Annotated in this window: 25 protein-coding genes, 1 tRNA gene and 1 pseudogene; 17 read left to right on the forward strand and 10 right to left on the reverse strand. The window is 57.6% G+C overall.

Annotation, left to right across the window (positions count from 1 at the left end):
* The first annotated feature begins 32 nt into the window (after nt 1-32).
* The 11 genes from rpmB to rplI all read left to right on the forward strand — a co-directional run bounded on the left by rpmB (nt 33) and on the right by rplI (nt 7,209).
* Nucleotides 33-224 carry a 50S ribosomal protein L28 gene (gene rpmB, locus VO84_RS09150; protein WP_058188674.1) on the forward strand — a complete coding sequence of 64 codons (192 nt, stop codon included), beginning with the start codon at nt 33-35 and terminating at the stop codon, nt 222-224.
* A gap of 125 nt (nt 225-349) precedes the next feature.
* Nucleotides 350-1,252 carry a TIM barrel protein gene (locus VO84_RS09155; RefSeq protein WP_058187348.1) on the forward strand — a complete coding sequence of 301 codons (903 nt, stop codon included), beginning with the start codon at nt 350-352 and terminating at the stop codon, nt 1,250-1,252.
* Between the two features lie 18 nt (nt 1,253-1,270).
* Nucleotides 1,271-1,504, forward strand: a complete 234-nt coding sequence (locus VO84_RS09160; RefSeq protein WP_058187349.1) for an AbrB/MazE/SpoVT family DNA-binding domain-containing protein — start codon at nt 1,271-1,273, stop codon at nt 1,502-1,504.
* A gap of 11 nt (nt 1,505-1,515) precedes the next feature.
* Entirely contained in the window at nt 1,516-2,535 is a 1,020-nt protein-coding gene (ispE, locus tag VO84_RS09165; protein WP_058187350.1) for a 4-(cytidine 5'-diphospho)-2-C-methyl-D-erythritol kinase, read from the forward strand.
* A 137-nt stretch (nt 2,536-2,672) separates the two neighbouring features.
* Nucleotides 2,673-2,746: transfer RNA gene (locus VO84_RS09170), tRNA-Gln, on the forward strand.
* A gap of 61 nt (nt 2,747-2,807) precedes the next feature.
* Nucleotides 2,808-3,905: a ribose-phosphate diphosphokinase gene (locus VO84_RS09175; RefSeq protein WP_082661860.1), complete on the forward strand. Its 1,098-nt coding sequence runs from the start codon at nt 2,808-2,810 to the stop codon at nt 3,903-3,905.
* A gap of 187 nt (nt 3,906-4,092) precedes the next feature.
* On the forward strand, nt 4,093-4,755 hold the full coding sequence (locus VO84_RS09180) for a 50S ribosomal protein L25 (protein WP_058187351.1): 663 nt from the start codon (nt 4,093-4,095) through the stop codon (nt 4,753-4,755).
* A gap of 3 nt (nt 4,756-4,758) precedes the next feature.
* Nucleotides 4,759-5,397: an aminoacyl-tRNA hydrolase gene (gene pth, locus VO84_RS09185; protein ID WP_058187352.1), complete on the forward strand. Its 639-nt coding sequence runs from the start codon at nt 4,759-4,761 to the stop codon at nt 5,395-5,397.
* 167 nt (nt 5,398-5,564) lie between these two features.
* Nucleotides 5,565-6,065 carry a 30S ribosomal protein S6 gene (gene rpsF, locus VO84_RS09190; RefSeq protein ID WP_058187353.1) on the forward strand — a complete coding sequence of 167 codons (501 nt, stop codon included), beginning with the start codon at nt 5,565-5,567 and terminating at the stop codon, nt 6,063-6,065.
* A 107-nt stretch (nt 6,066-6,172) separates the two neighbouring features.
* The gene (gene rpsR / locus VO84_RS09195; RefSeq protein WP_058187354.1) at nt 6,173-6,544 is read left to right on the forward strand and encodes a 30S ribosomal protein S18; all 372 of its coding nucleotides are present in this window, start codon (nt 6,173-6,175) and stop codon (nt 6,542-6,544) included.
* A gap of 158 nt (nt 6,545-6,702) precedes the next feature.
* Nucleotides 6,703-7,209, forward strand: coding sequence for a 50S ribosomal protein L9 (rplI, locus tag VO84_RS09200; RefSeq protein WP_058187355.1), 507 nt, complete (start codon nt 6,703-6,705; stop codon nt 7,207-7,209).
* Between the two features lie 135 nt (nt 7,210-7,344).
* Here rplI and VO84_RS09205 read toward each other — a convergent pair whose 3' ends face one another.
* Nucleotides 7,345-8,160 (reverse strand): hypothetical protein, encoded by an 816-nt coding sequence (locus VO84_RS09205; protein ID WP_058187356.1) that lies wholly within the window; start codon nt 8,158-8,160, stop codon nt 7,345-7,347.
* 221 nt (nt 8,161-8,381) lie between these two features.
* Here VO84_RS09205 and VO84_RS09210 point away from each other — a divergent pair, with 221 nt between their 5' ends.
* Together VO84_RS09210 and VO84_RS09215 are read left to right on the forward strand one after the other, a co-directional pair.
* Nucleotides 8,382-8,918, forward strand: coding sequence for a hypothetical protein (locus VO84_RS09210; RefSeq protein WP_058187357.1), 537 nt, complete (start codon nt 8,382-8,384; stop codon nt 8,916-8,918).
* A gap of 93 nt (nt 8,919-9,011) precedes the next feature.
* A complete protein-coding gene (locus tag VO84_RS09215; protein WP_058187358.1) occupies nt 9,012-10,046 on the forward strand; it encodes a hypothetical protein in 1,035 nt (344 codons plus the stop codon).
* A gap of 174 nt (nt 10,047-10,220) precedes the next feature.
* Here the strand turns inward: VO84_RS09215 and VO84_RS09220 are convergent, their stop codons facing one another.
* From VO84_RS09220 to VO84_RS09235, 4 genes are all read right to left on the reverse strand, one after another.
* Nucleotides 10,221-10,742 carry a MerR family transcriptional regulator gene (locus VO84_RS09220; RefSeq protein WP_082661861.1) on the reverse strand — a complete coding sequence of 174 codons (522 nt, stop codon included), beginning with the start codon at nt 10,740-10,742 and terminating at the stop codon, nt 10,221-10,223.
* A 147-nt stretch (nt 10,743-10,889) separates the two neighbouring features.
* The gene (locus tag VO84_RS09225) at nt 10,890-12,908 is read right to left on the reverse strand and encodes a DUF3857 domain-containing protein (RefSeq protein WP_058187359.1); all 2,019 of its coding nucleotides are present in this window, start codon (nt 12,906-12,908) and stop codon (nt 10,890-10,892) included.
* Between the two features lie 41 nt (nt 12,909-12,949).
* Nucleotides 12,950-14,917: a DUF3857 domain-containing transglutaminase family protein gene (locus VO84_RS09230; protein WP_058187360.1), complete on the reverse strand. Its 1,968-nt coding sequence runs from the start codon at nt 14,915-14,917 to the stop codon at nt 12,950-12,952.
* A gap of 389 nt (nt 14,918-15,306) precedes the next feature.
* Entirely contained in the window at nt 15,307-15,867 is a 561-nt protein-coding gene (locus VO84_RS09235) for a Maf family protein (RefSeq protein WP_058187361.1), read from the reverse strand.
* 112 nt (nt 15,868-15,979) lie between these two features.
* Here VO84_RS09235 and VO84_RS09240 point away from each other — a divergent pair, with 112 nt between their 5' ends.
* Nucleotides 15,980-16,465 (forward strand): lysozyme, encoded by a 486-nt coding sequence (locus VO84_RS09240; protein WP_058187362.1) that lies wholly within the window; start codon nt 15,980-15,982, stop codon nt 16,463-16,465.
* Between the two features lie 40 nt (nt 16,466-16,505).
* Here VO84_RS09240 and VO84_RS09245 read toward each other — a convergent pair whose 3' ends face one another.
* A complete protein-coding gene (locus tag VO84_RS09245; protein WP_331458403.1) occupies nt 16,506-17,513 on the reverse strand; it encodes an isoaspartyl peptidase/L-asparaginase in 1,008 nt (335 codons plus the stop codon).
* 103 nt (nt 17,514-17,616) lie between these two features.
* Between VO84_RS09245 and VO84_RS09250 the strand changes: the two genes are divergently transcribed.
* A complete protein-coding gene (locus VO84_RS09250) occupies nt 17,617-17,901 on the forward strand; it encodes a ribbon-helix-helix domain-containing protein (RefSeq protein WP_058187363.1) in 285 nt (94 codons plus the stop codon).
* Between the two features lie 101 nt (nt 17,902-18,002).
* Nucleotides 18,003-18,227 (forward strand): annotated as a pseudogene (locus VO84_RS23315) (type II toxin-antitoxin system RelE/ParE family toxin); the annotation flags it as partial.
* Nucleotides 18,228-18,283: 56 nt separating this feature from the next.
* Here VO84_RS23315 and VO84_RS09255 read toward each other — a convergent pair.
* The 4 genes from VO84_RS09255 to VO84_RS09270 all read right to left on the reverse strand — a co-directional run bounded on the left by VO84_RS09255 (nt 18,284) and on the right by VO84_RS09270 (nt 23,764).
* Nucleotides 18,284-19,135: a hypothetical protein gene (locus VO84_RS09255; protein WP_197413969.1), complete on the reverse strand. Its 852-nt coding sequence runs from the start codon at nt 19,133-19,135 to the stop codon at nt 18,284-18,286.
* An 88-nt stretch (nt 19,136-19,223) separates the two neighbouring features.
* On the reverse strand, nt 19,224-21,545 hold the full coding sequence (locus tag VO84_RS09260; RefSeq protein WP_058187365.1) for a hypothetical protein: 2,322 nt from the start codon (nt 21,543-21,545) through the stop codon (nt 19,224-19,226).
* Between the two features lie 258 nt (nt 21,546-21,803).
* Nucleotides 21,804-22,394: a gamma-glutamylcyclotransferase family protein gene (locus tag VO84_RS09265; RefSeq protein ID WP_157439811.1), complete on the reverse strand. Its 591-nt coding sequence runs from the start codon at nt 22,392-22,394 to the stop codon at nt 21,804-21,806.
* A gap of 104 nt (nt 22,395-22,498) precedes the next feature.
* Nucleotides 22,499-23,764 carry a hypothetical protein gene (locus tag VO84_RS09270; RefSeq protein ID WP_058187367.1) on the reverse strand — a complete coding sequence of 422 codons (1,266 nt, stop codon included), beginning with the start codon at nt 23,762-23,764 and terminating at the stop codon, nt 22,499-22,501.
* 673 nt (nt 23,765-24,437) lie between these two features.
* On the opposite strand from VO84_RS09270, the gene VO84_RS09275 reads away from it, so the two are divergent.
* A complete protein-coding gene (locus VO84_RS09275) occupies nt 24,438-25,109 on the forward strand; it encodes a hypothetical protein (protein ID WP_058187368.1) in 672 nt (223 codons plus the stop codon).
* The last annotated feature ends 120 nt before the right edge of the window (nt 25,110-25,229 follow it).

The following is a 25,229-nucleotide window of genomic DNA, read 5'->3' on the forward strand; positions in this document are numbered from 1 at the left end:
GCGAAAAACCCACAGGATTTGGAGTAGAAGTCATGGCACAGGTATGTGATATTTGCGGCAAAGGCCCGCAGTTCGGCAACAACATCTCGCACGCGCACAACGTTAGCCGCCGCCGCTGGAACGTCAACCTCCAGGCAGTGAAGACTCTCGTCAACGGCGCGTCCAAGCGCCTCCGCGTCTGCACCAGCTGCATCAAGACCGGCAAGATCGTCAAAGCAGCGTAGCTTTTCTCAACTCCGCGTTTCCTTTAAAACCCCGCTAGTCGGACCAGATCCGGCAAGCGGGGTTTTCGTGTGTCCGCTCGCTTCGAATAGCAATGAGGGGCATAAATCGCCTAGGATTGCGGTGCATGAATCGCCGTACCTTTGCCCAACTTCTCGCCTCGACCTCCGCCGCCAGCTTCGCCGGGCCAGCCTTATCTGCACAAAACCAGTCCGCACCCCAGGCGCCGCTGCACTTTTCGCTCTCGGTCATGCTCTGGACGGTCTTCCGCAAACTGCCCTTTGAAGAACGCCTGGCCAAAGTAGCCGAAGCCGGCTACACCAATGTCGAGCTGGTCGGCGAGTACAGCCACTGGTCGCAGGCCGACTTCGACCGCGCCAATGCCGCCCGCAAGCGCCTCGGCATCCGCTTCGACGCTACAGCCGGCCTCCCGCACGGCATCGCCGATCCGGCCAATCGTGAGGCCTTCCTCTCCGATCTCCGTCAGGCCCTCGTGTGCATGGAAACCCTTGCTTGCCCAGCCATAATCGTCCTCACCGGCAACGTCGTCCCCAGCCTCTCGCGTGAAGTTCAGCATCAGAGTTGCATTGAAGGCCTAAAGCGCGCCGCCTCGTTAGTCGAAGGCCGCCAGATCGACGGTCAGCCCATCCGGTTGCTCCTTGAATGCATTGATCTCGAAGAAAATCCCCATTACTTTCTGCCCTCAGCCGCGGAAGCCATCGAAATCGTCCGCGCCGTCAACCATCCCCAGGTGCAGTTTCTCTACGATCTCTTCCACGAGCAGATCGCCGAAGGAAACCTTATCGAAAAACTTCAGGAGCACATCGACGTCATTGGTCTCGTCCACGTCGCCGACGTCCCCGGACGCCACCAGCCCGGCACCGGCGAAATCAACTACACCAATATCTTCCACAAGCTGATCGAGCTGAACTATCGTCACACCATAGCTATGGAATTCCTGCCAACAGGCGATGAAGTCGTCGCCCTGCGCGAAGCCCGCCGTTTAGCCGAATTGGCTTCCAGCCGATAAGCTTTAACGAAACTGCTTATGCGTTACTTGGCGAAAGCTGGAAAGCATGAGGCTACTGTGATCCTCACCATCGACAGTAAATACCGGTTTACTCTTCCTCAAGTCCTGCTGGAGCACATGATGCTCAAACCCGGCGATAAGATCAAATTCGTGATTAGACCGAACGGTGGCGTTGTCATGTCCCGCAAAGACCCGATTCCGCCACGCGAAGCTGGCTCTCGCACTTTCGGCAATTCCACGCTCGCCCTCTAAAATAGTTCCCTATGCCCACGCGGGTCCGCTCTCACGCAAAGATCAATCTCGGCCTATACATCGGAGCTCCGCGCCCGGACGGCTTCCACGAACTCCTCACCGTCTACCAGACCCTCGAAATGCATGATTTCGTAACGGTCTCCGCCAAGCCAGCCTCGCAAACTTCCATCCAGCTCACATCGAACGACGTCCGCGTCCCCACCGACAGCCGCAATACGGCCTGGAAGATCGTCGCGCTAACCCTCCAGACTCTCGAAATCTCCGCCGAAGTCGAAATTCACATCGAAAAACAGCTCCCCGTACAGGGCGGCCTCGGGGCAGGATCCGCCAACGCCATCGCCGCCCTCATCGGCCTTGAAACCGAACTCGACATTGAATCTCGCCTTAGAAATTGGCCCGCGGATCGCCTGCTCATCGCCTCGAAAATCGGCTCTGACGTCCCTCTTTTCTCAATCGGCGGCACCGTCCTCGGCCTTGATCGCGGCCAGGAAGTCTACCCCCTTCCTGACATCGAGCCAACCTGGTGCGTAGTCGCCGTACCCACCGTCGGCGTCTCCACCCCGCAGGCATTCCGCGACTGGGATACCCTCTGCTCAGCTCGGGGATTGACCCAGGAGGCAAGCGCCGGTAAACTAAAACAGTTGAGCCGTGCCTACGCTAGCGCGTTTGCATCTGGCTCCTCCGGTGTTCTTTCCGCAGATTCAGACAGGAGAAAGAACCTGGCCGGACCACAAGAGTCCGCGCTTGTCCGCACCGGGATCCATAGCTGGATCGCAAACGACTTTGAACAGGTCGTCTTTCCCCAGCATCCCACCCTGCGTGAAATCAAGCGTCTTCTTGCGGCCACCGGCACACCGGAGGCAGCCATTCATGCCTCGCTCTCGGGGTCCGGTTCAGCGCTCTTCGGGTTGTACTTGACCCGGGAAGCAGCGGAAGCGGCAGTAGCCAGACTCGAGCAGGTTCCGGACGTTGCAGCAAGTATCACCCGCACCGTTCCCCGCTCGGTTTACTGGCCAGAAATGATTGTGTGAAAGACTGTTGACAGCGGTCCGTTTGGCACGAAACAGTATCCAACGGGCTGCCGGGCAAACCTCTCGAACGAAACAGGTTCGCTGAGGTTATACCGGGGCCCCCGGCGACAGGTCTTCGTCGTTGGGGTGGTAAGTGTTGGGCGATCGTCTAACGGTAGGACAGTGCCCTTTGGAGGCACTTGTCTAGGTTCGAATCCTAGTCGCCCAGCCAAAATTCGTGCGTGGTATCTGAAATATCAGCCAAAGCAAACCAGCTTGGAGGGTACAGAGAGATGGATCAGGGAACGTTGACGGTGACATTGGAAGACAAGCGGCAGGCAGCACCGGGCGAAGAGCTTACCGGCAAAGACGGTGCACAGCCTGCTGCAGACGCCAAGGCAAAGGACCCCAAGGCCGCACCAGAGCGCAAGCGTTCGCGGAACCTGGCAGAGGACAAGCGCTTCAAGTTCTTCTCCGGCACCGCGAACCGTCCTCTCGCCGAGGAGATCGCGCGCCACATCGGCGTGCCGGTGGGCGAGGCCAAGCTGCAGCGCTTTGCAGATGGCGAAGTCTACTTCCAGCTGCTCGAAAACGTTCGCGGAGTGGATGTATTTGTGGTGCAGCCTACCTGCTACCCGGTAGACCAGCACCTGTTGGAGTTGCTCATTATGATCGATGCGCTCAAGCGCGCTTCGGCGGCCCGCATCACGGTGGTTGTGCCCTACTACGGATACGCCCGCCAGGATCGCAAGGACCGTCCTCGCGTCGCCATCAGCGCCAAGCTCATCGCCGATCTGCTCACCACGGCCGGCGCCAACCGCGCCCTCTTCGTGGATCTGCACGCGGCGCAGATTCAGGGCTTCTTCAACATTCCGGTGGATCATATCTTTGCCTCGCCCGTTCTGGTCAGCTACTTCCAGAAGCTCACGCTGCCCAACCTCACCGTGGTTTCTCCGGATGCGGGCGGCGTGGAACGTGCGCGGCACTTCGCGCAGAAGATTGGAGCGCCCCTGGCCATTGTGGACAAGCGGCGCACGGACATTAACGTCACTGAGGTGATGAACGTCATCGGCGATGTAAGGGATCGCACCTGCCTCATCATCGACGACATCATCGACACGGCGGGCACACTCGTAAAGACCGTCGATGCTCTCTACGCCAACGGCGCAACCAGCGTTCATGCCTGCGCCAGCCACGCAGTGCTTTCAGGCCCGGCCATTGACCGCATCGCGTCCAGCCGCCTTGAGCAGCTCGTGGTCACCAACACAGTGCCTCTGCGCGAAGCCGCGCAGAAGCTCGACAAGATCAAGGTGCTCTCCATCGCCGGCCTGCTTGGCACGGCCATTGAGAACATCCACCTGGAGACCAGCGTTTCGACGCTGTTTTCATAACAGAGATCAGTAGTCAGAGATCAGTTTTCACTCTGACCGGAGCAATTTAACCAGCCGGCAATCTCGGGCAGCAGAAATGCAGAGAGCTTTTTCTGATCTCTGATCTCTGCCCCCTGATCTCTGGCCCAACAAAGGGAGCGGATCGAAGCCACGAGCTTACCCCGTGCCCGACAGAAATGAGAGAGAAATGCCTGAAGTAGTCATCGCAAAGCCCCGTGAGGGCAAGTTCAACAAGAACGCCGCGCGCCGTGTTCGCGTTGCCGGTAAGATTCCCGCTGTGCTCTATGGCGCAGGCCACGAGGCCATCGCCGTCGAAGTCGATCCCCGGCAGATCTCGCGCATCCTCTATTCCGAGTCCGGCCACAACACCATCTTCGACGTCGATCTCTCCGGCACAGGCACCGCCAAGGCCATGATCGTCGACTGGCAGCTCGATCCCATCAAGGATTCGCTCATTCACATCGACCTCAAGCGCATTGCGCTCGACAAGACCCTCAAGGTCAGCGTGCCCATCCGGCTCGTCGGAACTGCCATCGGCGTCAAGGCCGAAGGCGGCATCCTCGACCAGGTGCTCCGCGAAGTCGAAATTGAGTGCCTCCCCGGTGACATTCCGAGCCACATTGATGTGGACGTGACCAACCTCGCCCTGCACGCCGTCGTCCGAGTCAAGGACCTGCCGCACACCGACAAGTACAAGTTCCTTGCTGAGGAAGAGACCACCGTGGCACACGTTGTCTCCATCAGGGAAGAAGCTGCTCCGGCTGTTGATGCCGTCGCTGCTGCCGGCCCTGCTGAGCCGGAAGTGGCCAAGAAGGGCAAGACCGAAGCTGAGGGCGAGGCGAAGAAGTAGGCCTTGGATCCCGAGCAAGAGTCAGGCAAGCGTAGAGGCCCATTCCTCGTGGTGGGCCTCGGCAATCCGGGCCTTGAATATCTTTGGACCCCACATAACGCGGGGTTCCTGGCAATTGACCGTATCGCGGCTCAAGAGCGCGTTACGGTAGACAACCGGCGATGCAAAGCCATGACAGCAACCTGCCGTATTGCAGGACGCGAAGTGGTCTTAGCCAAGCCGGACACATATATGAACCTGAGCGGGGCTTCAGTCTCCGCACTGGTTCGGGAGTTCGAAGCGGACCCATCGCAGGACCTGCTCGTCATCTACGACGAGCTCGACCTTCCGCTGGGGACCTTCAAGATCAAGGAGCGCGGTTCGCCCGCGGGCCACAACGGCGCCCGCAGCATAACCGGCGCTCTGGCAACGCAGGAGTGGCTGCGGCTGCGCATCGGGGTAGGAGCAAACTTGCCTCCCGAAGCGCTCGCAGCAGGAGCAAGCATCCGCAGAGGTGGCAAAGATTACCTCCTCACGCCGATGCGAAAAGCCGACCTGACGGTCCTCGACGAGGTGCTCGACAAAGTGGCAACAGCCACGCGGCGCATCCTCGAACAGGGACCATCAACGGCGATGAATGAATTTAACCGCAAAGACCAGTGATCTCTGATCACTGGTCAGGGATCAGAGCAAAACAGCTTTTGATCTCGAATTTGCGGTAGCACAAATTGAGCAACACGGAACGCGGTCGGCTGGTTTTACTGATCTCTGACCGCTGTTCTCTGACAACTGTAACCGCCGCGCAAGCGGCGGTGGAAATGAGAAACCGGATGTCCCGAGTATACGAAGTAATGTTCATCGTTCGGCCTGACGTGGTCGATGAAGATGTCGACAAGCTGATCGCTGGCTTTGAAGCCACCGTCACCAATGGCGGCGGAGCTATCAAGTCCGTCGAGAAGATGGGCCGGCGCAAGCTCGCCTATATCGTCCGCAAGTTCAACGACGGTAACTACATTCTGCTCACCGTTGAGGCCGAGGGCGGACTCATCGCCGAGCTCGAGCGCCGTCTCCGCGTCTCTGAACAGGTGATCAAGTTCATCACCGTGCGCACCGATGAGGAAGACAAGCGCATCGCAAAGATCAAGGCCATCCGCGGCACGCGCGTCAAGCGCAGCGCTGAGGTTAGCCCCGCGCCGCCCGCAGCTCAGGCCGTTCCCGTTCAGCCCGTTGCGGCACAGCCCGCGCCGGCCGAGCCGGCTCCGGTCGAGCCAGCGCCAGTTGAGTCCGTTCCGGCTGCCGAAACCGCCGAGCCCGTCCAGGCCAGCGCCTAAACAAATTTCGGGTGCCCGAAGATCCGGGTGCCCCATTCGTTTCACGTTCTTCGTGAAACGGGTGGGTAACAACACCCCACAATTTCACAAGAAGAAGAGGAAACATCATGGCAGAGGAAACACAATCCAGGGCGCCCGAGGCGGGCGCAACACCAGCACCCCAGGGTGGATCGGGCGGACACGGTGGTCCCGGCGGCGGTTCCGAGCGCGGCCCTCGCCCCGGCGGCGGTCGTCCCAGCGGCGGTCCCGGCGGACGCGGCAAGTTCTTCCGTCGCAAGAAGGTCTGCAAGTTCTGCACCGAGAAGATCGATGCCATCCCCTACCGCGACGTGCGCCTGTTGCAGGGCTTCGTCGCCGAGCGCGGCAAGATCGTTCCCCGCAGGCTCACCGGCGTTTGCACCACGCACCAGCGCCGCCTCACCCGCGCCATCAAGCAGGCCCGCAACATCGCGTTGCTGCCTTTCGCGACCAAGCACTAAGTTTTAGTGCGCTCAGGTCGATGTTTTGTATCAGGGCACGACTTCAGTCGTGCCGATGAGCGACTAAAATTGACGGGGCTTTAGCCCCCGAGCAAATCGCCGGTATACCGCAACACTCGTCTAAAGAGTAAGAGCGCCCCGGCGCTGGAGATTTTGCAATGGAAGTCATTCTGAAAGAAGACGTAGCCAACCTCGGCCACCGTGGAGATGTGGTTAAGGTCGCAGACGGCTACGGTCGCAACTTCCTGCTGCCGCGCAAGCTGGCACTGCAGGCTACGCTTGCCAACAAGAAGCAGATCGATGAGATGAAGGCCTCGGCTACCCGCCGCTCAGCCGCGGAGAAGGTCGTCGCAGAGGAGCAGGCTTCCAAGCTCGCCCCCGTCGTGCTCGTCTTCACCCGCAAGTCGGGCGAAAACGGCCACCTCTTCGGTTCGGTCACCTCGTCGGACATCGCCGCCGAGCTCGCCGCCCAGGGCTTCGAAATCGACCGCCGCAAGATCACGATGCCCGAGGCTATCAAGGCCCTCGGCAACTTCGAGATCTCGATCAAGCTGCACAAGGAAGTCTCCGCTCCGGTCAAGGTCAAGGTCCTCGGCGACGCCGTCGTCGAAGGCGAAGTCCCTGCCGAAGCTGAGGCAGAAGTAGAAGAAGCCGCAGCCGAGTAACACCAACCCCACGCGGGTTGCTGCATCACACAGCCCCACTCTCGCCGCAGCCTGATCTTTGCGGACGAAGTGGGGCTGTCTATTTGCGCCTATACATCGTGCCCCGCTTCTACCCGAATCCTGCCCGCTTGTGTTTCACTGCGGCTTCACCGGCACTTCGCTCACTCCCGGCAATATCTCCACCGTCGCCCCAAATCGATGACAGTTGCTGTATTCGGCGTCATACTGCATCGAAACGTGATCATCGTTATCGCGGGCCAGCAGTGCGTGTACGCGGACAGGCAACAAATACGGGCTCTGCCCCAGTGGAACCAATGCATATTCGGTCTTCGTCGTCAGCGTCTTGAACCCGATTCGCTCCCCGGCATGGGGCGAGTCAGTCTCCATGCGAAGAATTTGTGCTGAATCCGCATCCAGCCAGAACCGCGCCTTGGTCTCCACCGTAAATTGGCGGCACAGCGGATTCCGGTAATTCTCCAGCCTGCCGGTAACTTCCATCAGCATTTCTTTGTCATTCCCGCTGGGCAGCAGCGCATAGGTGTGGCATTGCTCATACTTCAAAGCAAGATAGGGAGAGAAGCTGTTGCCAAAGCCGCCCGCAATCGAAAGCGGAAGACTCACATTTCGCTGCTTCTTTGGAGGCTTGCCGTTCACCGCGCGGAGGGTGCGTTCTTCCTTGAACTCATCCGCATCCGGCTGCCGCGTCGCGCGCATGGTCGAATCGAGCGTAACCTCACGCTTCACTTTGTTGTCGATGAGCCCCACTGAACGCACGTGCTCCTCGCAATCGATATTGGGTAGCGTAGCAATCGAAGCCTCCAGATTGGCGCGCACCTTTCCAAGCGTCTGCAGTGCAGTCGCGTCGTCCTGTTGCGCCCGTGCAACAACAACGCACGCGGCAAACACAAACAGAAATCCAAAGAGTTTGCGTAAAGAATGACAGCCAGGCATCTCAGCTAATGATTCTCTCGCATGGAAACGCCACGATCCACTCTCGCCGCAATGAATCCCTCGCGGACGGAGTGGGGTTGTCTATTTTTTGTGCTGGCTGAATCCGTCCGGGCCGTGCTTTAATGGGCTCGACCCTAAATCTGCTGTTGATTCTCTCCAATCCAATCCATACCAAGGAGTGAACATACAGCGCCATGCCCAACTACAAAGGTGGCTAGGAAGTGCCTACCGGGGCCCATGACCCCAAGCCCGAATTCTTTGCGGCAGGTACGGGAAAGCAGGCAAACTGCTATGCATTTGCCGTAAATCTTCTCAACAGTGACTCACCCAGTCTTCATCCAGGCCAAATTGCCTCTCCGGCGGACTCATCCAAGTGGGCTACCGGGCAGGGCCCCACGATCGATGAATACAGGGCCGCGTGTGAGCTGGACAAGCTGCGCTATCTCGGCACTGACATCACTACGGCGGCCTCATACAGTCACGGCCGCACCGACGGTTTCGTGATGATGCTGGAGAAGGTAGGTCCGGGAGGAGATTTTCATGCAGCCCGCATGGACAGCAATGGAAACTGGTGTGAAAAATATGCCGATGCCACGCCATATCTTGCGGACGGAGATCAGCCAGGACACCGGATCGGCATCAAACGCTACTTCTGGGTCGATCCCAGCGTAGTCAAGCTCACAGCAGTCGTTGCTTCTTCTCGCGCCTCTTCAGGCTCTTCGTCCGGCTCGAAAGATGGTTGCTGCATCATCTGCTGAAGAAGAATCCTGGCCCCGTCTTCATTGACATCCAGCCGGGACCGGTGCGACAAATAGGATCGACCCACTGAAAACCCTCCAGGGAGCACCCCCATGCTTACCGTGCAGGACGTCACCACTGAGCTGACTTCGTACCCGGCCTTCCATCCGTTCGCGGCTTACATCACGCAGATCGCAAACATTTATGTCACCGCCGGGATGGATCAAACCCTCGTTCTCGCCGGTTGCGTCAGCAATGCCGCTGGCGAAGCGACTGCGAGTACCCCCACCGCATACCGCGACGCCTTCATCGCGCAGTGCAATGAATGGGATCCGCCGCCGGGAGCCGAAGCCCTGGTCAGAGCCGTTCCTTTGCCGCCACCCCCTCTGCACCCTGTCGTCAATATCCCGCCGCCGCCGGTTAACTACAAGTCCTTCTATGCCGTGGACATCGCGAGGATCCGCGGGCTCAGAACCAGGACATCCATCCAAAACGGCAGGCGCCTCGCCGCTACCGCAAAAAGCATGAAGAACTGGTTCCGTTGGATCGGCACCGGGCCGCGCGAGCCAGGTTTTCAATATCATGACGGAATTCCATTCGGCCTCAGGACCGCATGGACCGCCAAACGCACAGACAATTTCGGAGTCTTTCCGAGTGGCATTGAGACCCATGACATCAAGTGGGACAATTTTGCCAAATGGCTCGTGGAAAATGACGAGCAGCCCGACTACGCTTCCTACATGAACTGCTGGGAAGCAGTCTTCTTCAGTGCCTGGCGAGCGAATCTGGTAACCAAACTCCGGCTTCAGCAAATCCACCAGGCCGCCGCATTGGCATACCGGAACCGCTATGTGGCCAACGGAGGCCGTGGCGGCGCAGAATGTTATGACGAAGCCCTCAAGCGAGCACTCAATTTTTTCGCAAGCGCGCCTTTCAAGCCGGAAGCGGGCCTCATTCCCCGCGAAGGCGATATTGTCTTCTGGGATGGCCTCCAGCATGTCGCCATTTCTCTCGGACGCACCTGGGCCTCCGGCGAGCCAGATGACCGGGTCATGAGCCTCTGGCACAACCCCTTTGAGATCACCTCAATTGACGTGCTGAGTCCCTACGTCTCCGGCCGCGTCACCTTTGTCCCCTGTCCGTTCTGACTCACCAACAAACAGGAATATGTCATCCGGAGAGGAGCATGCCTGGGGCCCCGCACATGGCGTAATCATGCGAGGGGTAAGCGGAACGAAGTATGTGCTTTTGCTTTTGTTCGCTTTACCGCGAACTTGAGACGGAATATCTATAGCCCTTTATCTATGACTCTTGCTCTGCATTTACAACGGAAACAGCGGCTCTGACTCCGTCCGCACGCGCAGAATCTTCGCCTTGGTCCGCACCGTTATATGCGGCACTGCCGTCTCGGCGTTGCCCAGCCCACCGCTGTCCAACATGGAAAGAATCTCCCTCAGCTCATCCCTCGCCCGGCCAATCGTCGCCGCCATATTCGGCTCGTTTACCTGCTTGGCCACAACAGCCGGCCCGGTCTGTCGTGCCGCCTTCATCGCCGCCTGCGGCCGCGGAGCCACATCCAGCACCTGCTTGGCCCCGGCAATCGTATAGCCCTCGGCATGCACCAGCCGCTTGATATCAAGCGCCAGCTCCACCTCGCGCCGCCTGTACAACCGCTGCCCTGTGCCGCTTTTATTAGGCTTCAGCTGCGGAAACTGCGTCTCCCAGAAACGCAGCACATACGTTTCCACGCCGCAAATGCGGGCCACATCGCCAATCTTGAAATACAGGCGATCCGGAATGACCGGAGCCACGCTTACCTCGAGTTTTTTAAATACTTGGGCCATCTATAAGAAATCCACGGTCGCATGATGAAGTGCAACCAGGCGCCTGCAGAGCGCCATACTGGTCGCAGTATAGGACAGCCCTCACATAGGGATGAAAGCGTAATTCCAAAACAGGAACCAAACAGGTTACAGGCTACAGTAGACTGCCTACTGCTTCTTTAAGACCGCCGAGCCCTTCTCGCTCGCCAATATCGCCTGCTCCAGCTTGCGAAACTCCGCAGCCTTCCCCGCAGGGATCTCCACATCGCGCACAACGTATTCGCTCTCGTAGTGCAGCATGCTGCCCTTCGCCGTCACCGTCGATTTATAGCTTGCAAACTCCACATCCACGCTCACCGGCTCCGGCGTATCGTCCACCGCATATCCAGCCGGCAGCGCAATATCGAAGGAATCTGTCCATGTCCCCGGATGTCCCAGCACAATCGGATACAGCCGCGTCTTGCCCTCCATCACATCCGGCACAGAATGCACATGCGATCCCAGTACCCTCGGCCGCAATAGCAGCAACGGCCCTGCCGAGTGCGCATAATTTGTAGCCGAAAGCTTCAGCGTCAAATCCAGCGGCTTCTCCAGATCCGCAACCGATCCAAACTGATAGTCCTTGAACGCCAACCCCGGCAAATCCGTGCCCAGCCGCCGCTCCAGCTCTTCGTGCAGCTCCTTGGCATCGGAATACTTGATCGAGATGCGTTGTCTCTGCGCATCATCCCCGGTCCGCAGCTCGTCAATCTCGCCGCTAAGCGATCCATCCGCGGCCAGCGTAAATTTGCCCTGCCGCACCAGCCCTCCGGATGAAGCAGGAAGCACCGGCATCCGCAGCGCCGCGCTGTTTTCGCCATCGGCAATGTTGCCGTACGCGCCCTGCAGCTCTGCGCGAATCAGCCCCACCGGCGTCCACTCATCCGTCGGATCAAAGATCAGCAGCGTCTTGCCCTGCGGCGTCTTTACCAGCGCCAGCAGCCGCGACGCATCCTCGCCTTTGGGTTCTCCCGGGGGCAGCTCGATTGCCGTAATCATGTGGTTGCCATAAAGCGAAGGCGCTTTGGGATCGATAAACCCGCGCCGCGTGTCCACGTGGAAGTAGTACGCCTTGATTCCCACCGCCTGCAGCATCGAGACCAGCAGTGTCGTCTTATCTTTGCAGTCGCCATACTTGTTCCGGTAAATATCTCCAGCCCAGTGAGCCTGCCAGCCGCCAATCCCCGTTTCCACCACAAAGTAACGAATGTTTTTCTGAATGTAGTCCGTAATCCGCTCAAGCTTTGTGTACATATCCGGCGCTCCGGCAGTCAGCTCCTGCGCCTTGGCTGTAATCTCCGGCGTCGGGTCCGGCCTGTGTTCCTCTAGTCCTCCCATCCACTGGCCAATCGCCCGCCACTCCGCATCTGTGCCGCGTACCGCCGTCTGGCCCCAGTTCACGCTCATCCGCGCCGCCAGCGCGCCTCTCGATGGAGCCGACCGCACATTCTCCAGGTCCAGCTGCGGCATGTCGTGAATCTCCCACCGCAGATGGTTTGAACCCACCTCAACCGGCTTCAAGGCCTCATGGCCGCGCCACGTGTCTGAGAAATGTCCGCCCGGCGGCAGCGCCAGCTCCAGCGCCTCCGTTACCACCGGAATCGAGTATTGAATACCCCACACCTCTTCCGTCATGTAAGGCCGCAGCTGCGTCTCCGTCTCGCACGCCACCACCGCGCCGGGGTCCGCGCCCGGCGGATTCACAATCCGCACCCGCTCCGTAAACTGCAGCTCCGCGCCCTCGGCCAGACCGCGGTCACTGTAGTCCTCATCCTTCGCCTGGAACTGTTTTCCATCCGCCGCAATTGTCCATGAGTGAAAGTTCCTCAGCTTCGAGTCCACATCGTAATAAGCCGTGCAATGCGCGTAATCCCGCCCCTGCGGCTTCAGAATGCGCACCACGTACCGCTCCCGCTCAACGGCATGATTCTGCTCGTCCACCGTAATCAGATACTCATCAAAGAGAATCACCGCCGGTGCATTCGTCGCCGTTGCCACCACCGGCGTCGGCGTCTTCGCCGCGTACAGTGCCCAATCCGGCACAGGCAGCTTCTTTTCTCCCGCCCACGCCGCCGACGCGCAGCTCAGCGCCGTCACAGACACCAGCCCAAGACCTATAATCTTCCAATCCACGCGCCGATTCCCCATACCCCTATACCTCACACTGCATCCCAACTCGTCCTTCGTCCCTATTTCGTCAACACAATCTGCTGTTGATCGTTGGCCGCCACTTTCTGGTAGAACCCCCGCAGATCCTGGTACTGGTCCGCCTTCAGCAGAACAAACGCCCGCGCCACAGAACGCGCTACCGTCACCTCGTCCGGCTTCTGCATCACTTTCGTGATCATGTCCGCATATCCGGTCCACACAACATGGTCTTCTTTCGGAGCGCCCTCCACCGTGAATCCTGCCGGCAGGTGGTAGGTGATCTGGTCCATCACCCGGCCCGCAAAGCGCATGTCCACCGGAGCCAGCCTCTGCGTCTGCTGCACAAACGGTTGCCGTGAGCGCGACTCGAAGAAGAATCCAGGCAGCAGCATTCGCTTGCCTGCCTGTGTTCCCATGGAGCCGGAAACTTTCACAATCGCCATCAAGTTCACGTTCGGGTCGTCCAGCCCCAGAAAGTGGTCGAGGTGAGCCTCCACGCCTTCTGGAACCATCTCCCTCAAGCTATCGTCGAACTCCTTCTTCACCTCGTGCTCGTCATTCTCCAGGTTCATCTGCCGCCAGTAGACTGCCTCCTGGCCTGTCATTACGATGCGCAAGTTCCCCGTCACTTCGCCGCTCGCGTCAATCGTTACATCCCCAATCCGCGTCGTCGAGTTCGTCAAGTACGGCTGCAGCGGAGTCATAGTCGCGTTCCGACCGCCCGCTCCCTGCCGCACTCCGCCGGCCGCCTGGTGTATCCACCGGGTCAGCTCAAACGCACACATCTTCTCTCCCGGATCAAGCACAACCTCCTTGCCGCCCAAACTCGCAACAATCAGGTCATCGTCCAGCTGGTCGAAACTTAGATAGTTCGGCTGAAACAGGCTCCGGTTCCGGTTCACCACCTTCATGTCATATGCCGGAATCCCCGCCGCCCGCAGCATCGCCAGGTATAGCAGCGTAATGTCTTCCTTCGATCCGCTCTTCTGCGTCCACGTATCCTCAGCGCGCTTGGCCACTTTCAATCCCAGCGCTTTCAGCTCCGCTTTACCCCTCGCCCGCGAGTACTCCGTGTTGTCCAGCGCCTGCACCGCCGCATACAGCTTCTTCGCCCTCTCGACATCGCTGTCACCCGGCGAAACAATCTTCCCCACCGCGTCCTTGATCGTCCCCGAAGGCTCCGCAAAGTGGTCCACATCCTTGGACCACCGCCTCGTCTCCGCATCCCAGAAGTCTCCCCCGTTATGCGCCGAGGTGTAATAAAACAGCACCTGGTAGAGAAACGCATCCATCGGCGGCATATATTCCTCGTTCGGCGAGGCCGGAACATCCGCCACGTCCAGCGTGAACTTTCCCGCTGCATCCTCCACCACCTTTACGCCCGGTGGAAGCTGCGCCCAGTACAGCAACGAGTGCGCCAGGTCTCCATGCTCGGTCTGAATGTAGGAAATATTCTTCGCCGGCTCAAAAAAGTAATGCGACTTGTGCATGTAAAACGGTTGCTGCACCTGCCAGTATGGCGATGAAACGTAGTCGTCGTTATACCGCAACGTGTACTGATACTCGAGAATGCTTCCCACATCCACGCTAGGCAGGTTAAACACGCGCTTCCCTAGCTGACGCTCTCCATCCTTTGTCTGCAGCTTCGTGGTCAGTAGGTCCTCGGGTTTGCCCTCCAGCGGAATCACCGTCCCATCCGCATGAATCGTCCGCGCCTTGATGTCCGTCACCTTCTGTTCGCCGCGCGCGTATGGAACCTCTACCGTCGCCAGCTCCTTGCCCTTTTCCGTCAGCACCTTAACGCGCGCATACACGCTGTGGTAATGCATCGCGTCCGAGGCCTTCGCCTCGAAGTACAAAAACACGGCCGCCGCCCCCGGAGCCTTCGGATCCGAGGTCATCGACAACTCTTCTTTTGTCGGGTCGCGAAACTGCGCGCGGGCAGTCAGTGGAACAGCAATGAAGGCAACCAGCAACAGAACAAAGCAAAAAAACGTACAGCGCCGCATGAACGGTTTCCTCAGACTATGGTGAGTCAGCTAACGTGAGTTGTCGGATTTCGAAACATTCCCGGGGTAATGCCCGGATTCTAGCCTGATTCCCCGTCCCCGCGAAAGTAAAAATCCTGCGGAGATAGCACTACCGCCCACTCACCAATAAAGTTTTGTCATCCTGAGCGAAGTTTCACGCGAAGCGCGAAACGAGTCGAAGGACCTGCGGTTGTTCTTGCTTTTTTGCTCTTCGTCAGCTCCACCACAACATTCGGGTGCACCATTCTTGGCGCGTCTTTGTTTTTGCGCCAAGGGTGGGATAGCACAAAACCCAACCCGCCTTCTTATCCCCTGTCCCTATTCCCTTCCGGGGTCCCCAGCGAGCGATTTGTGCTCGCTGGGGTGGCTTATCCCTCTCTGAGCATCGCGCAAACCCGCGCCAGCGGCAGCCCCACCACATTGAAGTAGCATCCCTCAATCCGCGGAATCCACTTTCCAGCCCGCCCCTGAATCCCATACGCGCCGGCCTTATCCATCGGCTCGCCCGTTTCCACGTACTCGGCAATCTCGCTGTCCGAAAGCTCGCAAAAGCGAACCTCCGTCACCTCCGCCGTACCATCCGTGCCGCGCGCAGTCACCACAGCCACACCCGTAATCACGCGATGCGTCCTTCCGCTCAGCGCCCGCAGCATCCTCACCGCATCGGCCTTGTCCAAAGGCTTACCCAGAATCTCCCCATCCAATACAACTGTCGTGTCCGCGCCAAGCACCACGGCCGCGGCATCGTCCAGGGCGTCAAATATCGTCTGCGCCTTTTCCCGCGCCAGCCGCGTCACATATGCCTCTGGATCTTCACCCGGCAGCACACTTTCATCAATATCCGCTGCCTTTACCGTGAAAGAAAATCCTGCTTGAGTCAGTAACTCCCGCCGCCGCGGCGAAGCCGAAGCCAATATCAATCTCGCCATATGCTTTCAGACTAAAAGATGGATCCCGCTACGCACGATTCAATACTCTCCCAATCAAGGCCGTGCTATTCTTGCTGCTGTCCCGGTCAACGACCTACTTGGAGCTCTGCATATGCCTGTGAATGACTTCACTTACAGCAACGCCGGCCTTGCACTTACGGAACAGTCCGAAGGTTTCAGATCTTCCGCCTATCAGGATTCAGTTGGAGTCTGGACCATCGGTTATGGTCATACAGGCACGGATGTCAGTGCCGGCCTTACCATTACATCCGCACAGGGACAGGCACTGCTGGCCAGCGATATTGCCGCCGCTGCCACCTTTGTCAATCAGGCTGTAACAGTAGCACTCGATCAGGATGAGTTTGACGCCCTTGTGGACTTTGTCTTTAATCTGGGGCGCGGCGCATTTGCCGGTTCCACGCTGCTCAAGGAGCTGAATGCAGGCAATTTCAGCGGGGCTGCGGCGCAGTTTGATCTGTGGGACAAGGCCGGAGGACAAGTGCTGGCCGGACTCCTTCGCCGCCGCCAGGCTGAAGAGGCTCTCTTTACCCAGGACACAACCACGGACTCATCAACCGGCGCCGCCGTCAATTCCTGATGCCAATTCCGCCATCCGGTCGATTCTCTGTTCCTGTCCGCTAGACTTTCAACCCAGTCGAAAGTCCGCTTTCCATCCCCACGCCCCACGCCATCCCCGGCGTATTGTGTGCCAGTCCCCATCGCCCATCCGGCCCGAGCAGAATAATCCCGCCATGCCCGCCCAGCCGTCTATATAGATAATCAATCGCTTCGCACGCCGCCAGCTCCGGAGCCACGCCTGCCGCCACGCGATCCACCGCCCACTTGCCCAGCACCAGCTTCATAATCGGTTCGCCCCACCCGGTCAGCGAAACCGCCGCCGACAAGTTATCCGCATAGCAGCCACACCCAATCAGCGAGGAATCCCCCACTCGTCCCGGCGTCTTGTTCAGCGTCCCACCCGTAGAAGTAGCCGCCGCCAGGTTCCCATCGACATCCAGCGCCACCGCTCCCACCGTGTCATGCGAAAGCATTTCTGATCTCTGATCTCTGAACCCTGATCTCTCGTATGCCGTCTCGGGGCTTTTATCGTCCGCAGCCAGCTCCCCTGAAAACGTCTCGTCCGCCAATCCCTTCGCCGCCCTCGCCTGCGCACCTCGAAGCCGCTCCCGCTCCCGGTCCAGCACCAGAGCCCCGTTATCAATCAGCTCCACGCCATGCGCCGCAGCAAACTCCTCCGCACCCGCGCCCACAAAATAGACATGCGGACTCTGCTCCAGCACCACACGCGCCGCTCGTATCGGATTCCTCAGCCGCTCCACGCACGCCACCCCGCCGGCCTTCATCCGCCCGCCGTCCATCAGCAACGCATCCAGTTGCACCTTGCCGTCGCTCGTCAAAAAGCTCCCGCGCCCGGCATCAAAGGTCTCATCGTCCTCCATCGCCACCACGGCCTCTTCCACGGCGTCAACACAGCTTCCGCCCTGCTCCAGCACTCGCCAGCCGGCCGTAAGCGCCGCCCTAACACCCCGCTCATGCGCTTCTTCCGCATCCGCCGGAATCGCCCACGCCCCGCCATGCACCAGCAGCACCGGCTTCCGCTTCGTCCCATGTCTCATATCTGTCATCAAGCGCATCCTACCGGCCCGTCGCTATCCCTCGCAACGTGCCCCAATAGTTCTTAATAGATAAGAACTCCTGTTGTCATCTTGCAGTAAGGAGAATCTGCCCATGACCACCGTGACTATCTCCATGCCGGAGTCGCTGAAGCAGTTCCTTGAGCATGAGGTCCAGACCAAGGGCTATGGAAACGTCAGCGAATACATGCGGGAGCTGCTCCGCCAGGCGCAAACCAGGGATGCCGAGGGGCGCCTCGAAGCCTTGCTCCTGGAAGGACTGGCCGGCAGCGAAGACATCCCGCTCTCATCCGCCTTCTGGCAGGATCTGAAGGCCGACGCGGGCAAAATTCTCGCCCGGCATAGAAAGACACGGAAGGCTCCGCCGAAAATTCGATGAAATCCACGATCCGGCCCGCGGCTCGCGAAGACATTCTCCGCCAGTATCGCTACTATCTGATCGAACAGAACGTCGAGGAAATCGCATAACGATTCCTCGAAGCCGTCGAAATCGCCATTCATCAGCTACACAGCCATCCTCACATCGGAAGCCCAAGGATTCTCTCTAACCCAGCCCTGGCCGGTCTCCGCTCCTGGCCTGTCCCTGGCTTTCTGGTCATTCGCATCTATTACTTAGTAGCCGAGGAAGAGCTTCGCGTGATCCGGGTCCTGCATGGCAAACGAGATATTCACGCCTTGCTTGAAAACGAAATCACAGAGAACTGATCTCACGGCCGCCATGCATCAGCAGCTTTGGCACGCGACTCATACCGTATAAAGCCTCACTGCGGTTTTCCAGTCTGCGGCACATCCGGCATAATACGCACTTCACTGCCATAACGATGGCAGTTCGAGTAGACCGACTCCATTCTTCCGGTATCAGTAGCATCATGCGCAGAAGACTGTGCAGGTAGCCAGAAGATGCGGTCGCCGAATTGCACCGGAGCATAGTCGATCGAAGCGAAATAAGCTTCGTCATTCTGCTCGGAAGCCCCGGAAGGGATTGTGCGTTCGCTGTGAACGATGCGCCCGGTCTCGGCATCGGCAATCACCATGTAATGCGTACCCGCCAGAATCGACCGGCAGGCCGCAGCCACCGGCTCCGGCTTTCGATCGACCTCAACCTGAACCTCACCTGCTTTGCCATCATTCACAGCAGAAGCGCTGTAAACAAAACAATCCTTCAGCTCCTCGTGGTGAAAGCCGATCAGATTCGCAAAGATGCCTTGAATGAAATACGGAAGATTCACCTCTTCCACATTCAGCGTCCCGCCCCGCACCCGCTTTCCATTCACTTTTGCAACTGTATGCTGCTCGCTGAACGGGTCGAAGGGATCGGGCGGCGTCTTGCGCAGCTCCCGCATCGTGCCATCGACCTGCACCCGCCGCTTGATCTTGCCGTCATAACCCATAATTTCGGAAACAATACGCTCGTCGCAGGAGAGCGACGGCAGCGTAGCCCGATACTGATCCGCATACGCATAAAGCCGATCCACCAGCGCCTGCAGCGGCGATGCCGGCTGCAAAGCCTGCTGCGACTGCAAGCCTGAGGCCGCCAGAAACAGAGCCAGCGCCGCCAGCCGCTTCATGCCATCTCGGCCCCGCTGAAAAAACAGTCCGCCACAAAGCGCCATTCACCAATTATGAAGTCACGAAAAGAAAAAAAGAGAGCGCCACCCTCCTCACCAGAACACGGTGAAAAAGATGGCGCGCTCAATCAAGTTACTCTCTCTCCAGGTTCTCCCTCAGGCTCTCAAACACCTTCCAGCACGGAATCGGCATCTTGATCACCTGCTTTGCGTTGCCTCCGCGCGCCTTCCAGGAACTGGTAACAATCTGGCGCGGCTCATTTTCGATTTTGTAGTGCGCAGTGTGGATTTCATTCCCGATGTGTGCGATGAGCGTCCCATCCACACACGGGCAGAAGGCAGTCACCGGGTCAGTCGTGTACTTCTTGTCCGACTTGGTGGTGTGAGTAATCCAGGCAGGCCGCGCAATCTTGCCTTGTCTGGCCTTCACCACGGAGGCATGCGTCGCACAGGCAATGCCCTTCTCTCCGTAGATCCATAGATAATACGGATCGACCTCGATTCCCGAGTACTTCCCCCAACCCGCCGGACCCTCCACGGTCTCCCAGGCATTCCATGCCACAACCCACACTTGATTGCGATCATGCACTCCGCCATAAGTGATATGGTTCTTCGAGTTCAGAAGCAGAGACCCCGGCATCTTCGGGTTCGTATCATCGCGCAGTGCACCGGCGTCTGGATCGTCGGTCAACGGCATCGCGGGAAGATAGATGCTGCGAACATTCCTCATGCCTCCCATATGAGGCTCGTAGTTGACTCGAGTGCTCTTGGAATCCTTGTCGAGCGTGTAGAAATTCAAATAGTTGTAGGTGTTATTTTTCACAACCGCAAGCGAAATAAAACTCAACGGCTTCGTGCTGAAGTCGATACCGTTGTGGCCTTCATGGAGCGCCATGCCGGAGACATCCCAGAAGTATTCGCCGTCGCGACGATTGATCACTCCGGTTCCATCCGGAAGATGACCTGTAATGGAATCCACTGTCGTACGGTGTACCGAGCCGCCTTCCTCAAGCGAAATAAGTTCGTACTTTGGAGCAAACGAGTCTTCCTGTGCCTCGGGCATGAAAATCGAGAAGCTCTTCATCCACACCGTGTTTTTCTTGTAATCCCAGCCGATATTGTCCGTTTTTCCATTCCCCGCACCCACATACAAAATCAACCCGTTGTTCCAATATCCGAGATGAGCATAAAGTCCACGCTCCTGGGCCACCGGCCTGATATTTTTGACAACCTTGAGCATCTCCTTCGTGTCCGATTCCCACGCGCGTTGCAGCGCAATGGTCAGCGCCTTCAGCTTGATCAATGCACTGTGGCATTTCTTCCGCGCGTTCGAAGGAAGAACACTGTCCTTGTTTGTTTCCTGCGTTTCCTTGATGCGCGTGTCCAGCGTCTTAGGGTCCGCCAGGCAGGGGAGCATCATGTTAGCAGACAGCAGATCGATATAGGTCTGACACCATACGCCCAGAACTTCAGGCCATCCTTCTTTACTCTGGCTCTCTGTCGTTTCCAGGTATCCCGCTATCTGCCAGTTGGCGAATACCGGAGTGTCAAGCTTTTCGTTGTCCCTCTCAAGTCCCCATTCCAGCGTTCGCATCTCCACCATGAAAGCGTCGGCTTCGTCTTCCGTATTGAGAGGCATCGCCATGATCTCCTCGATGCTCCTTCTTACCGTCGAGCGAACCGATGACTTGATCCACGAATCTCCCGAGGCAGCCCCGCCATACGGTGTAGACAGTGTCAGGCTGGTATCGCTCACGATCACTGCGATCTTGTATGCAGTTCTGGTAGCGTCTAAATCGAATATGAGCCACTGACCAACCGCTGTCTTGCTCAGGAACTTCGTGTCAACACCGGTGACTTCCTTCCCCCCCAGGGTCAGGCGAACTACACCGGCCACCTTTTCAGGTTTCGACATCTTATGGATGCCTGAGCATTTCGTGCGCATCGACGATGTATAGCTGCTGACACTCTTGCCAAATGCCTTCGCATTTGCCTTTTGAGTTTCCGTTTGAAGCTGATTCAGCATCTTCTGAATCTTGTCTTCCATCGAAGGCTGCTTCGGAGCAAAGAAGGACAGAATCTGCCCTACAACAGAGAACAGAGCGCCGACCAAAGTGCCCACAGGACCAGCGGCAGATGCAATGGCTGTAAATACAGGAAGGATGCTCGCGCAGATGTCCATGATGGCCGCAGCGCCTGAAATAGAATCACCCGATTCGAAGGCCTTGATCGCTGCATACGTACCCTTCACCAGGGTGGGAAGGCTCTTGGCAATCGAATCAGCCACATCCTTGGCATAAGCGTCGTTACCCGCCTGTTTTTTTGCAACCTCGTATTGCGCTTTAATCTCCTGAACTTTGGTGTCAAACGTAGTTTTGTCAAAGTTTGAATCAAAGTGCATTTTCAAAAGCAGGTCAATATTAGCGTCCATTTGTTCGTCAATTGCGGATGGCATAATTCAATCCCTTCTCAAAACTTGCTGATTACGACATGACGTTTCAACCGCAGAGCATGGACCATCTGCGGCAGTAGACTTGTTCCGTCTTGCAAATACACAAGAGCTTTTTCAGGCTTTTAAGTCGCGACCGGCAATCTTAAACATCGTTGCCGTGTTTCGCGTACTTTCGGCAGCGTGGCCCAGGGATACCTGCGTACGTTGTGCGAGGGATACACAGCGATACGGTGGCAGCCCATGCCAGTAGTCGAATGTGAGTTACCAACGACTCGGGGAAATGCGGATCTCCGCAAATTGAGCAGGCAAATGTTTCTTCAGTAATATGTCGATGTCTTGCGCCAGTGGAACAGCAAATGGCGCTCGGCGTGGATATGCGCGATCGTTCTCCCAGTACTTCGACCATTCGCGCGTGGATTGAATGAACTCTGCTGCGAAATCCCCGGCTTCCGGGAATCCCTGTTGAATTTGCAGGCAACCAGTCAGGCAAATGTCCACGTACGATTGCACGATAGGAAACTCAGGCGATGGCAGGCTGTTCTTCAGCGCTTGCTTGCTTTTGAATTTGTTGGCGTAGACCCAGACTTTTCCCTTCGGCTTGAAGCTGCCTCCAAGAATCTCTACGGACTTCGTAATGTCCGTCGGCGTATAACCCGCTTCGCGCTTGTTAGTGCGCGCCAGCTCCTCGTCACTCACTGCGTACACCACTCCGTTCATCGAAGCGGATTTGTCCCGGATGGCGCCGACAAACGTTGTGGAGAAGCCAACAGCTCCTGTGCGAGCCCACCAGCCGCGGGCAAACCCTTTCACCCGCGCAGGCAGTACATACAGCGCAGCCGGCGTCGTTCTCATCCGAGAAGCCTGTTCAATCAAAGATCCAATTCCAAAAATGTAGTTCACAAATCACCCCAGATAAGCTTTTAAGTCTTTGCCATAACGCATGCTTCGTAGTGGCATTAAGCCACCGGCTGAAGAGTACGGTGAATCCTCTCAGCCTCACCATCATGAATCGTGACTGCATCCAGAATCAGCGCGCCGCCAGCCTTTTCGTCCGTCGCATGCTCCTCCAGGTATTTCCTGACAGCGTCACGGCTCTTCCCGTGACTCTCCGCAATGTGCGTGTCGTCCAGAACCTTCAGGCCCGTTTGCAGGTACTCAAGGCATTTCTCATACCACCGGTTATTTAGATCGCGAATAACGGCAGCCTCTTGCGCGGTCGGTTGTCTGTGGGGATCTTCCGGATAGTAGGGCGAGAACAACGGCGCCCACGATTCGCCTCGTCCCAAATGGATCGAGTTCGGCGGGTAGCCGTTCGCCGTCATGAAAAGAGTGCAGGTAAGACACGATGCCATCTTCTTGGTTAGGCTTCCTACAGCAATTTCGTATGGCGAGCAGCTCGGTCCCAGATGATATGCCCGGTAAATTGCCTGGATCATCCCGTGCGTATACATCGCAATCTCATCTTTTGTAAGATCACCGCCTACGTACTCCATCCCAATCGCTTTTACGTCAGCAATGATGACGTCCGCTTCGTTCGTTCCCTTCTCGGCATCCTTGGCGGCGGACTTGTTGTTCGCTCTCTCGCCCCCAATAATTCCCCACGAAACAACGTCGCCCTTCTTTCCCAGGCGCTCGCGCGACCTCCAAAGCTCATTCTCTGTGGCCGGCAGCCAGCGCGACGGAAGCTTTTCATCGCTGTCCTTTGCCACAAAGCGCGCCGAGGAAAGCGGTCCGATCGGCTTCGTGTCGCCTTCCGTGTTGTGGTTATCCACAAAGCCGGTGTATGCGCCGCGTCCCTTGTATTGCTTGGCGACGTTGTCGTTCCAGATTTTCTCCCATAGCTTCTTGCCCTCGACAGAAAGTTCCGGCGCAGTAACTTTGCTTGGAGCACTCTGCCCCGCCAGCGCATAGACGCCCATGATCACGGCTCCAGGGTCGTATCCGGGGCTGGTCCCGGCTTTCACATAGCCAGCCATCTTTCCCTCTTTTTCAAGGTAAGCCGCCACAGCGGCATCCATTCTGTTGACGGCTTCTTGCAGAAAGGTGAGTTTCGTCGGGTCCTTCCCCGCCTCCAAAGGATCCATATCGAACTGAATGGGGCTCTTCGTGCCTGCAATATGCAGCGCTGCCAGACCCAGGGCTGCAGCCGTCATGATCACATCCGCTTCCGCCACTGCGTCGCCATCGGTCGAAACAATTCCGTTCGTCTCACGAAACGCCATGAACTACTCCTGTCGAGTGTTTCTCGAGAATCATCTTTTTGAAAATGAGGGAAAAGTACCTGGGCCCGGCTGCTGGCAAAATATCGTTACAAAGGTAGAGCTCGGTCTGGTCCGAACACACCTTTTGCGCTTCAAGCGCAAGTTCGAAAGCTTTCGAAAGAGGCCCCGATCATACACCTGAGAACGAATGTCCGGTCAGACAACGTAAGCCTTCAGTCCCTATTTAGCCCTCAATTCCCGAATCGGGGAAATTTTGTCAAGTCCGTCATCTGTGGAAAACGCTGTAACTGTTTCATTCTAAAGGCGAAAAAACTTTCGCGGAATTTGCGTACAATTATGGCCTGTTTCGGTACTCTTAAAACATAGTCAAGACAAAAGAGAACACACAGGGAGCGATGAGCTTCCCGGAGCCTTCTTGCGCTTCGCGGAGCAGCCGTGTCGTTCCGCATACATTACAAACGGATTCAGCCTTCAGGGCATCGGTCAACTGTCTCGCATGTCGACGTGCGCGGCGGTCGCTTCAATGCGCTCGGAAGTTTATAGCAACGCGCGCGCAAATTGGCGCATTTGGGCAGAGGTGTTTTAAGCAGATCGTGCAAACACTGCTTCGATCTCTGCCCTGGGGGCTTCGTCCGGAGAAGTACCTAACTTAAATAGAACCGGAGATTAGATTATGAGCAATTGCAGAACGTTCAACCGCAGCAGCAGAAAAGAGCAGCAGCCAACACAGCTGAACCCCGGCATCATCCTGGTCAATCAGTTGGCGTACGACCTCATCGTCGCAAACGCTGAAAAGTTTGTGAACCATTTTTCTCACCTGTTTTTTGAAGAAAACAAAGTCACCGCCGGAACAACCATCGTCAAATTTGCCTCCGGCGCAGTGCTGCAAGTGAGCGAAGAAGAAGGACAGGCTCGACGTCCCAACCTCATTAGCAGATGGGCTATCGAATGCGAGCAGCAGGACAAAGATAAGAAGCAGAACGAAGCAGAAGCAGCGCAGGAAGCAGCAAGCCGGGAACTCGGACAGATTCCCGACCCGGCGGTCGAAGCCCGCGCCTATGCGGTCGCGGAAATGGTCGACAAACTCGTCGATGAAACGGTCAGGGTGGCCAATTCTCGCTCCGCGCAACCGGATGGGAAGAAGCACAGCAACATCAGCGATGTAGGAAACACGCACGTAAACGAAATCGGACTGCCTCTAAGAACTTCGAATCTGACCGGCCAGTTCCAGACCATGGATATACCCGGATCTCGCTCCTGCCGCAGCACGCCGCGGCCCAGCGCCTCCGGCCATGAACCGAAGCAAGCATTACTCAACCAGTCAGGCACGTCCATCTACGCCTGACCACATGCATCTCGCGCAGAAAAAAGGCCGGAGCCAATACTCCGGCCTTTTTTCTGTCCACGAACAACGAACCACTAAGCACTAACTACTCAAGTACCAACCACTCCGGGCATCTGCCGC

Source organism: Occallatibacter gabretensis (assembly GCF_001449115.1).
Classification (GTDB): Bacteria; Acidobacteriota; Terriglobia; order Terriglobales; family Acidobacteriaceae; genus Telmatobacter; species Telmatobacter gabretensis.

Bases quoted from the DNA above. Each gene is read 5' to 3' on its own strand.
- VO84_RS09240 (WP_058187362.1), top strand. From the start codon at position 15,980: ATGCCTGTGAATGACTTCACTTACAGCAACGCCGGCCTTGCACTTACG.
- VO84_RS09230 (WP_058187360.1), bottom strand. From the start codon at position 14,917: ATGCGGCGCTGTACGTTTTTTTGCTTTGTTCTGTTGCTGGTTGCCTTC.
- VO84_RS09160 (WP_058187349.1), top strand. From the start codon at position 1,271: ATGCGTTACTTGGCGAAAGCTGGAAAGCATGAGGCTACTGTGATCCTC.
- VO84_RS09260 (WP_058187365.1), bottom strand. From the start codon at position 21,545: ATGCCATCCGCAATTGACGAACAAATGGACGCTAATATTGACCTGCTT.
- VO84_RS09155 (WP_058187348.1), top strand. From the start codon at position 350: ATGAATCGCCGTACCTTTGCCCAACTTCTCGCCTCGACCTCCGCCGCC.
- VO84_RS09245 (WP_331458403.1), bottom strand. From the start codon at position 17,513: ATGACAGATATGAGACATGGGACGAAGCGGAAGCCGGTGCTGCTGGTG.
- VO84_RS09235 (WP_058187361.1), bottom strand. From the start codon at position 15,867: ATGGCGAGATTGATATTGGCTTCGGCTTCGCCGCGGCGGCGGGAGTTA.
- VO84_RS09215 (WP_058187358.1), top strand. From the start codon at position 9,012: ATGCTTACCGTGCAGGACGTCACCACTGAGCTGACTTCGTACCCGGCC.
- VO84_RS09180 (WP_058187351.1), top strand. From the start codon at position 4,093: ATGCCTGAAGTAGTCATCGCAAAGCCCCGTGAGGGCAAGTTCAACAAG.
- VO84_RS09225 (WP_058187359.1), bottom strand. From the start codon at position 12,908: ATGGGGAATCGGCGCGTGGATTGGAAGATTATAGGTCTTGGGCTGGTG.
- rpsR (WP_058187354.1), top strand. From the start codon at position 6,173: ATGGCAGAGGAAACACAATCCAGGGCGCCCGAGGCGGGCGCAACACCA.
- ispE (WP_058187350.1), top strand. From the start codon at position 1,516: ATGCCCACGCGGGTCCGCTCTCACGCAAAGATCAATCTCGGCCTATAC.
- VO84_RS09250 (WP_058187363.1), top strand. From the start codon at position 17,617: ATGACCACCGTGACTATCTCCATGCCGGAGTCGCTGAAGCAGTTCCTT.
- VO84_RS09175 (WP_082661860.1), top strand. From the start codon at position 2,808: ATGGATCAGGGAACGTTGACGGTGACATTGGAAGACAAGCGGCAGGCA.
- rplI (WP_058187355.1), top strand. From the start codon at position 6,703: ATGGAAGTCATTCTGAAAGAAGACGTAGCCAACCTCGGCCACCGTGGA.
- VO84_RS09220 (WP_082661861.1), bottom strand. From the start codon at position 10,742: ATGGCCCAAGTATTTAAAAAACTCGAGGTAAGCGTGGCTCCGGTCATT.
- rpmB (WP_058188674.1), top strand. From the start codon at position 33: ATGGCACAGGTATGTGATATTTGCGGCAAAGGCCCGCAGTTCGGCAAC.
- VO84_RS09270 (WP_058187367.1), bottom strand. From the start codon at position 23,764: ATGGCGTTTCGTGAGACGAACGGAATTGTTTCGACCGATGGCGACGCA.
- VO84_RS09265 (WP_157439811.1), bottom strand. From the start codon at position 22,394: ATGAGAACGACGCCGGCTGCGCTGTATGTACTGCCTGCGCGGGTGAAA.
- VO84_RS09255 (WP_197413969.1), bottom strand. From the start codon at position 19,135: ATGGCGCTTTGTGGCGGACTGTTTTTTCAGCGGGGCCGAGATGGCATG.
- VO84_RS09275 (WP_058187368.1), top strand. From the start codon at position 24,438: ATGAGCAATTGCAGAACGTTCAACCGCAGCAGCAGAAAAGAGCAGCAG.
- VO84_RS09205 (WP_058187356.1), bottom strand. From the start codon at position 8,160: ATGCCTGGCTGTCATTCTTTACGCAAACTCTTTGGATTTCTGTTTGTG.
- rpsF (WP_058187353.1), top strand. From the start codon at position 5,565: ATGTCCCGAGTATACGAAGTAATGTTCATCGTTCGGCCTGACGTGGTC.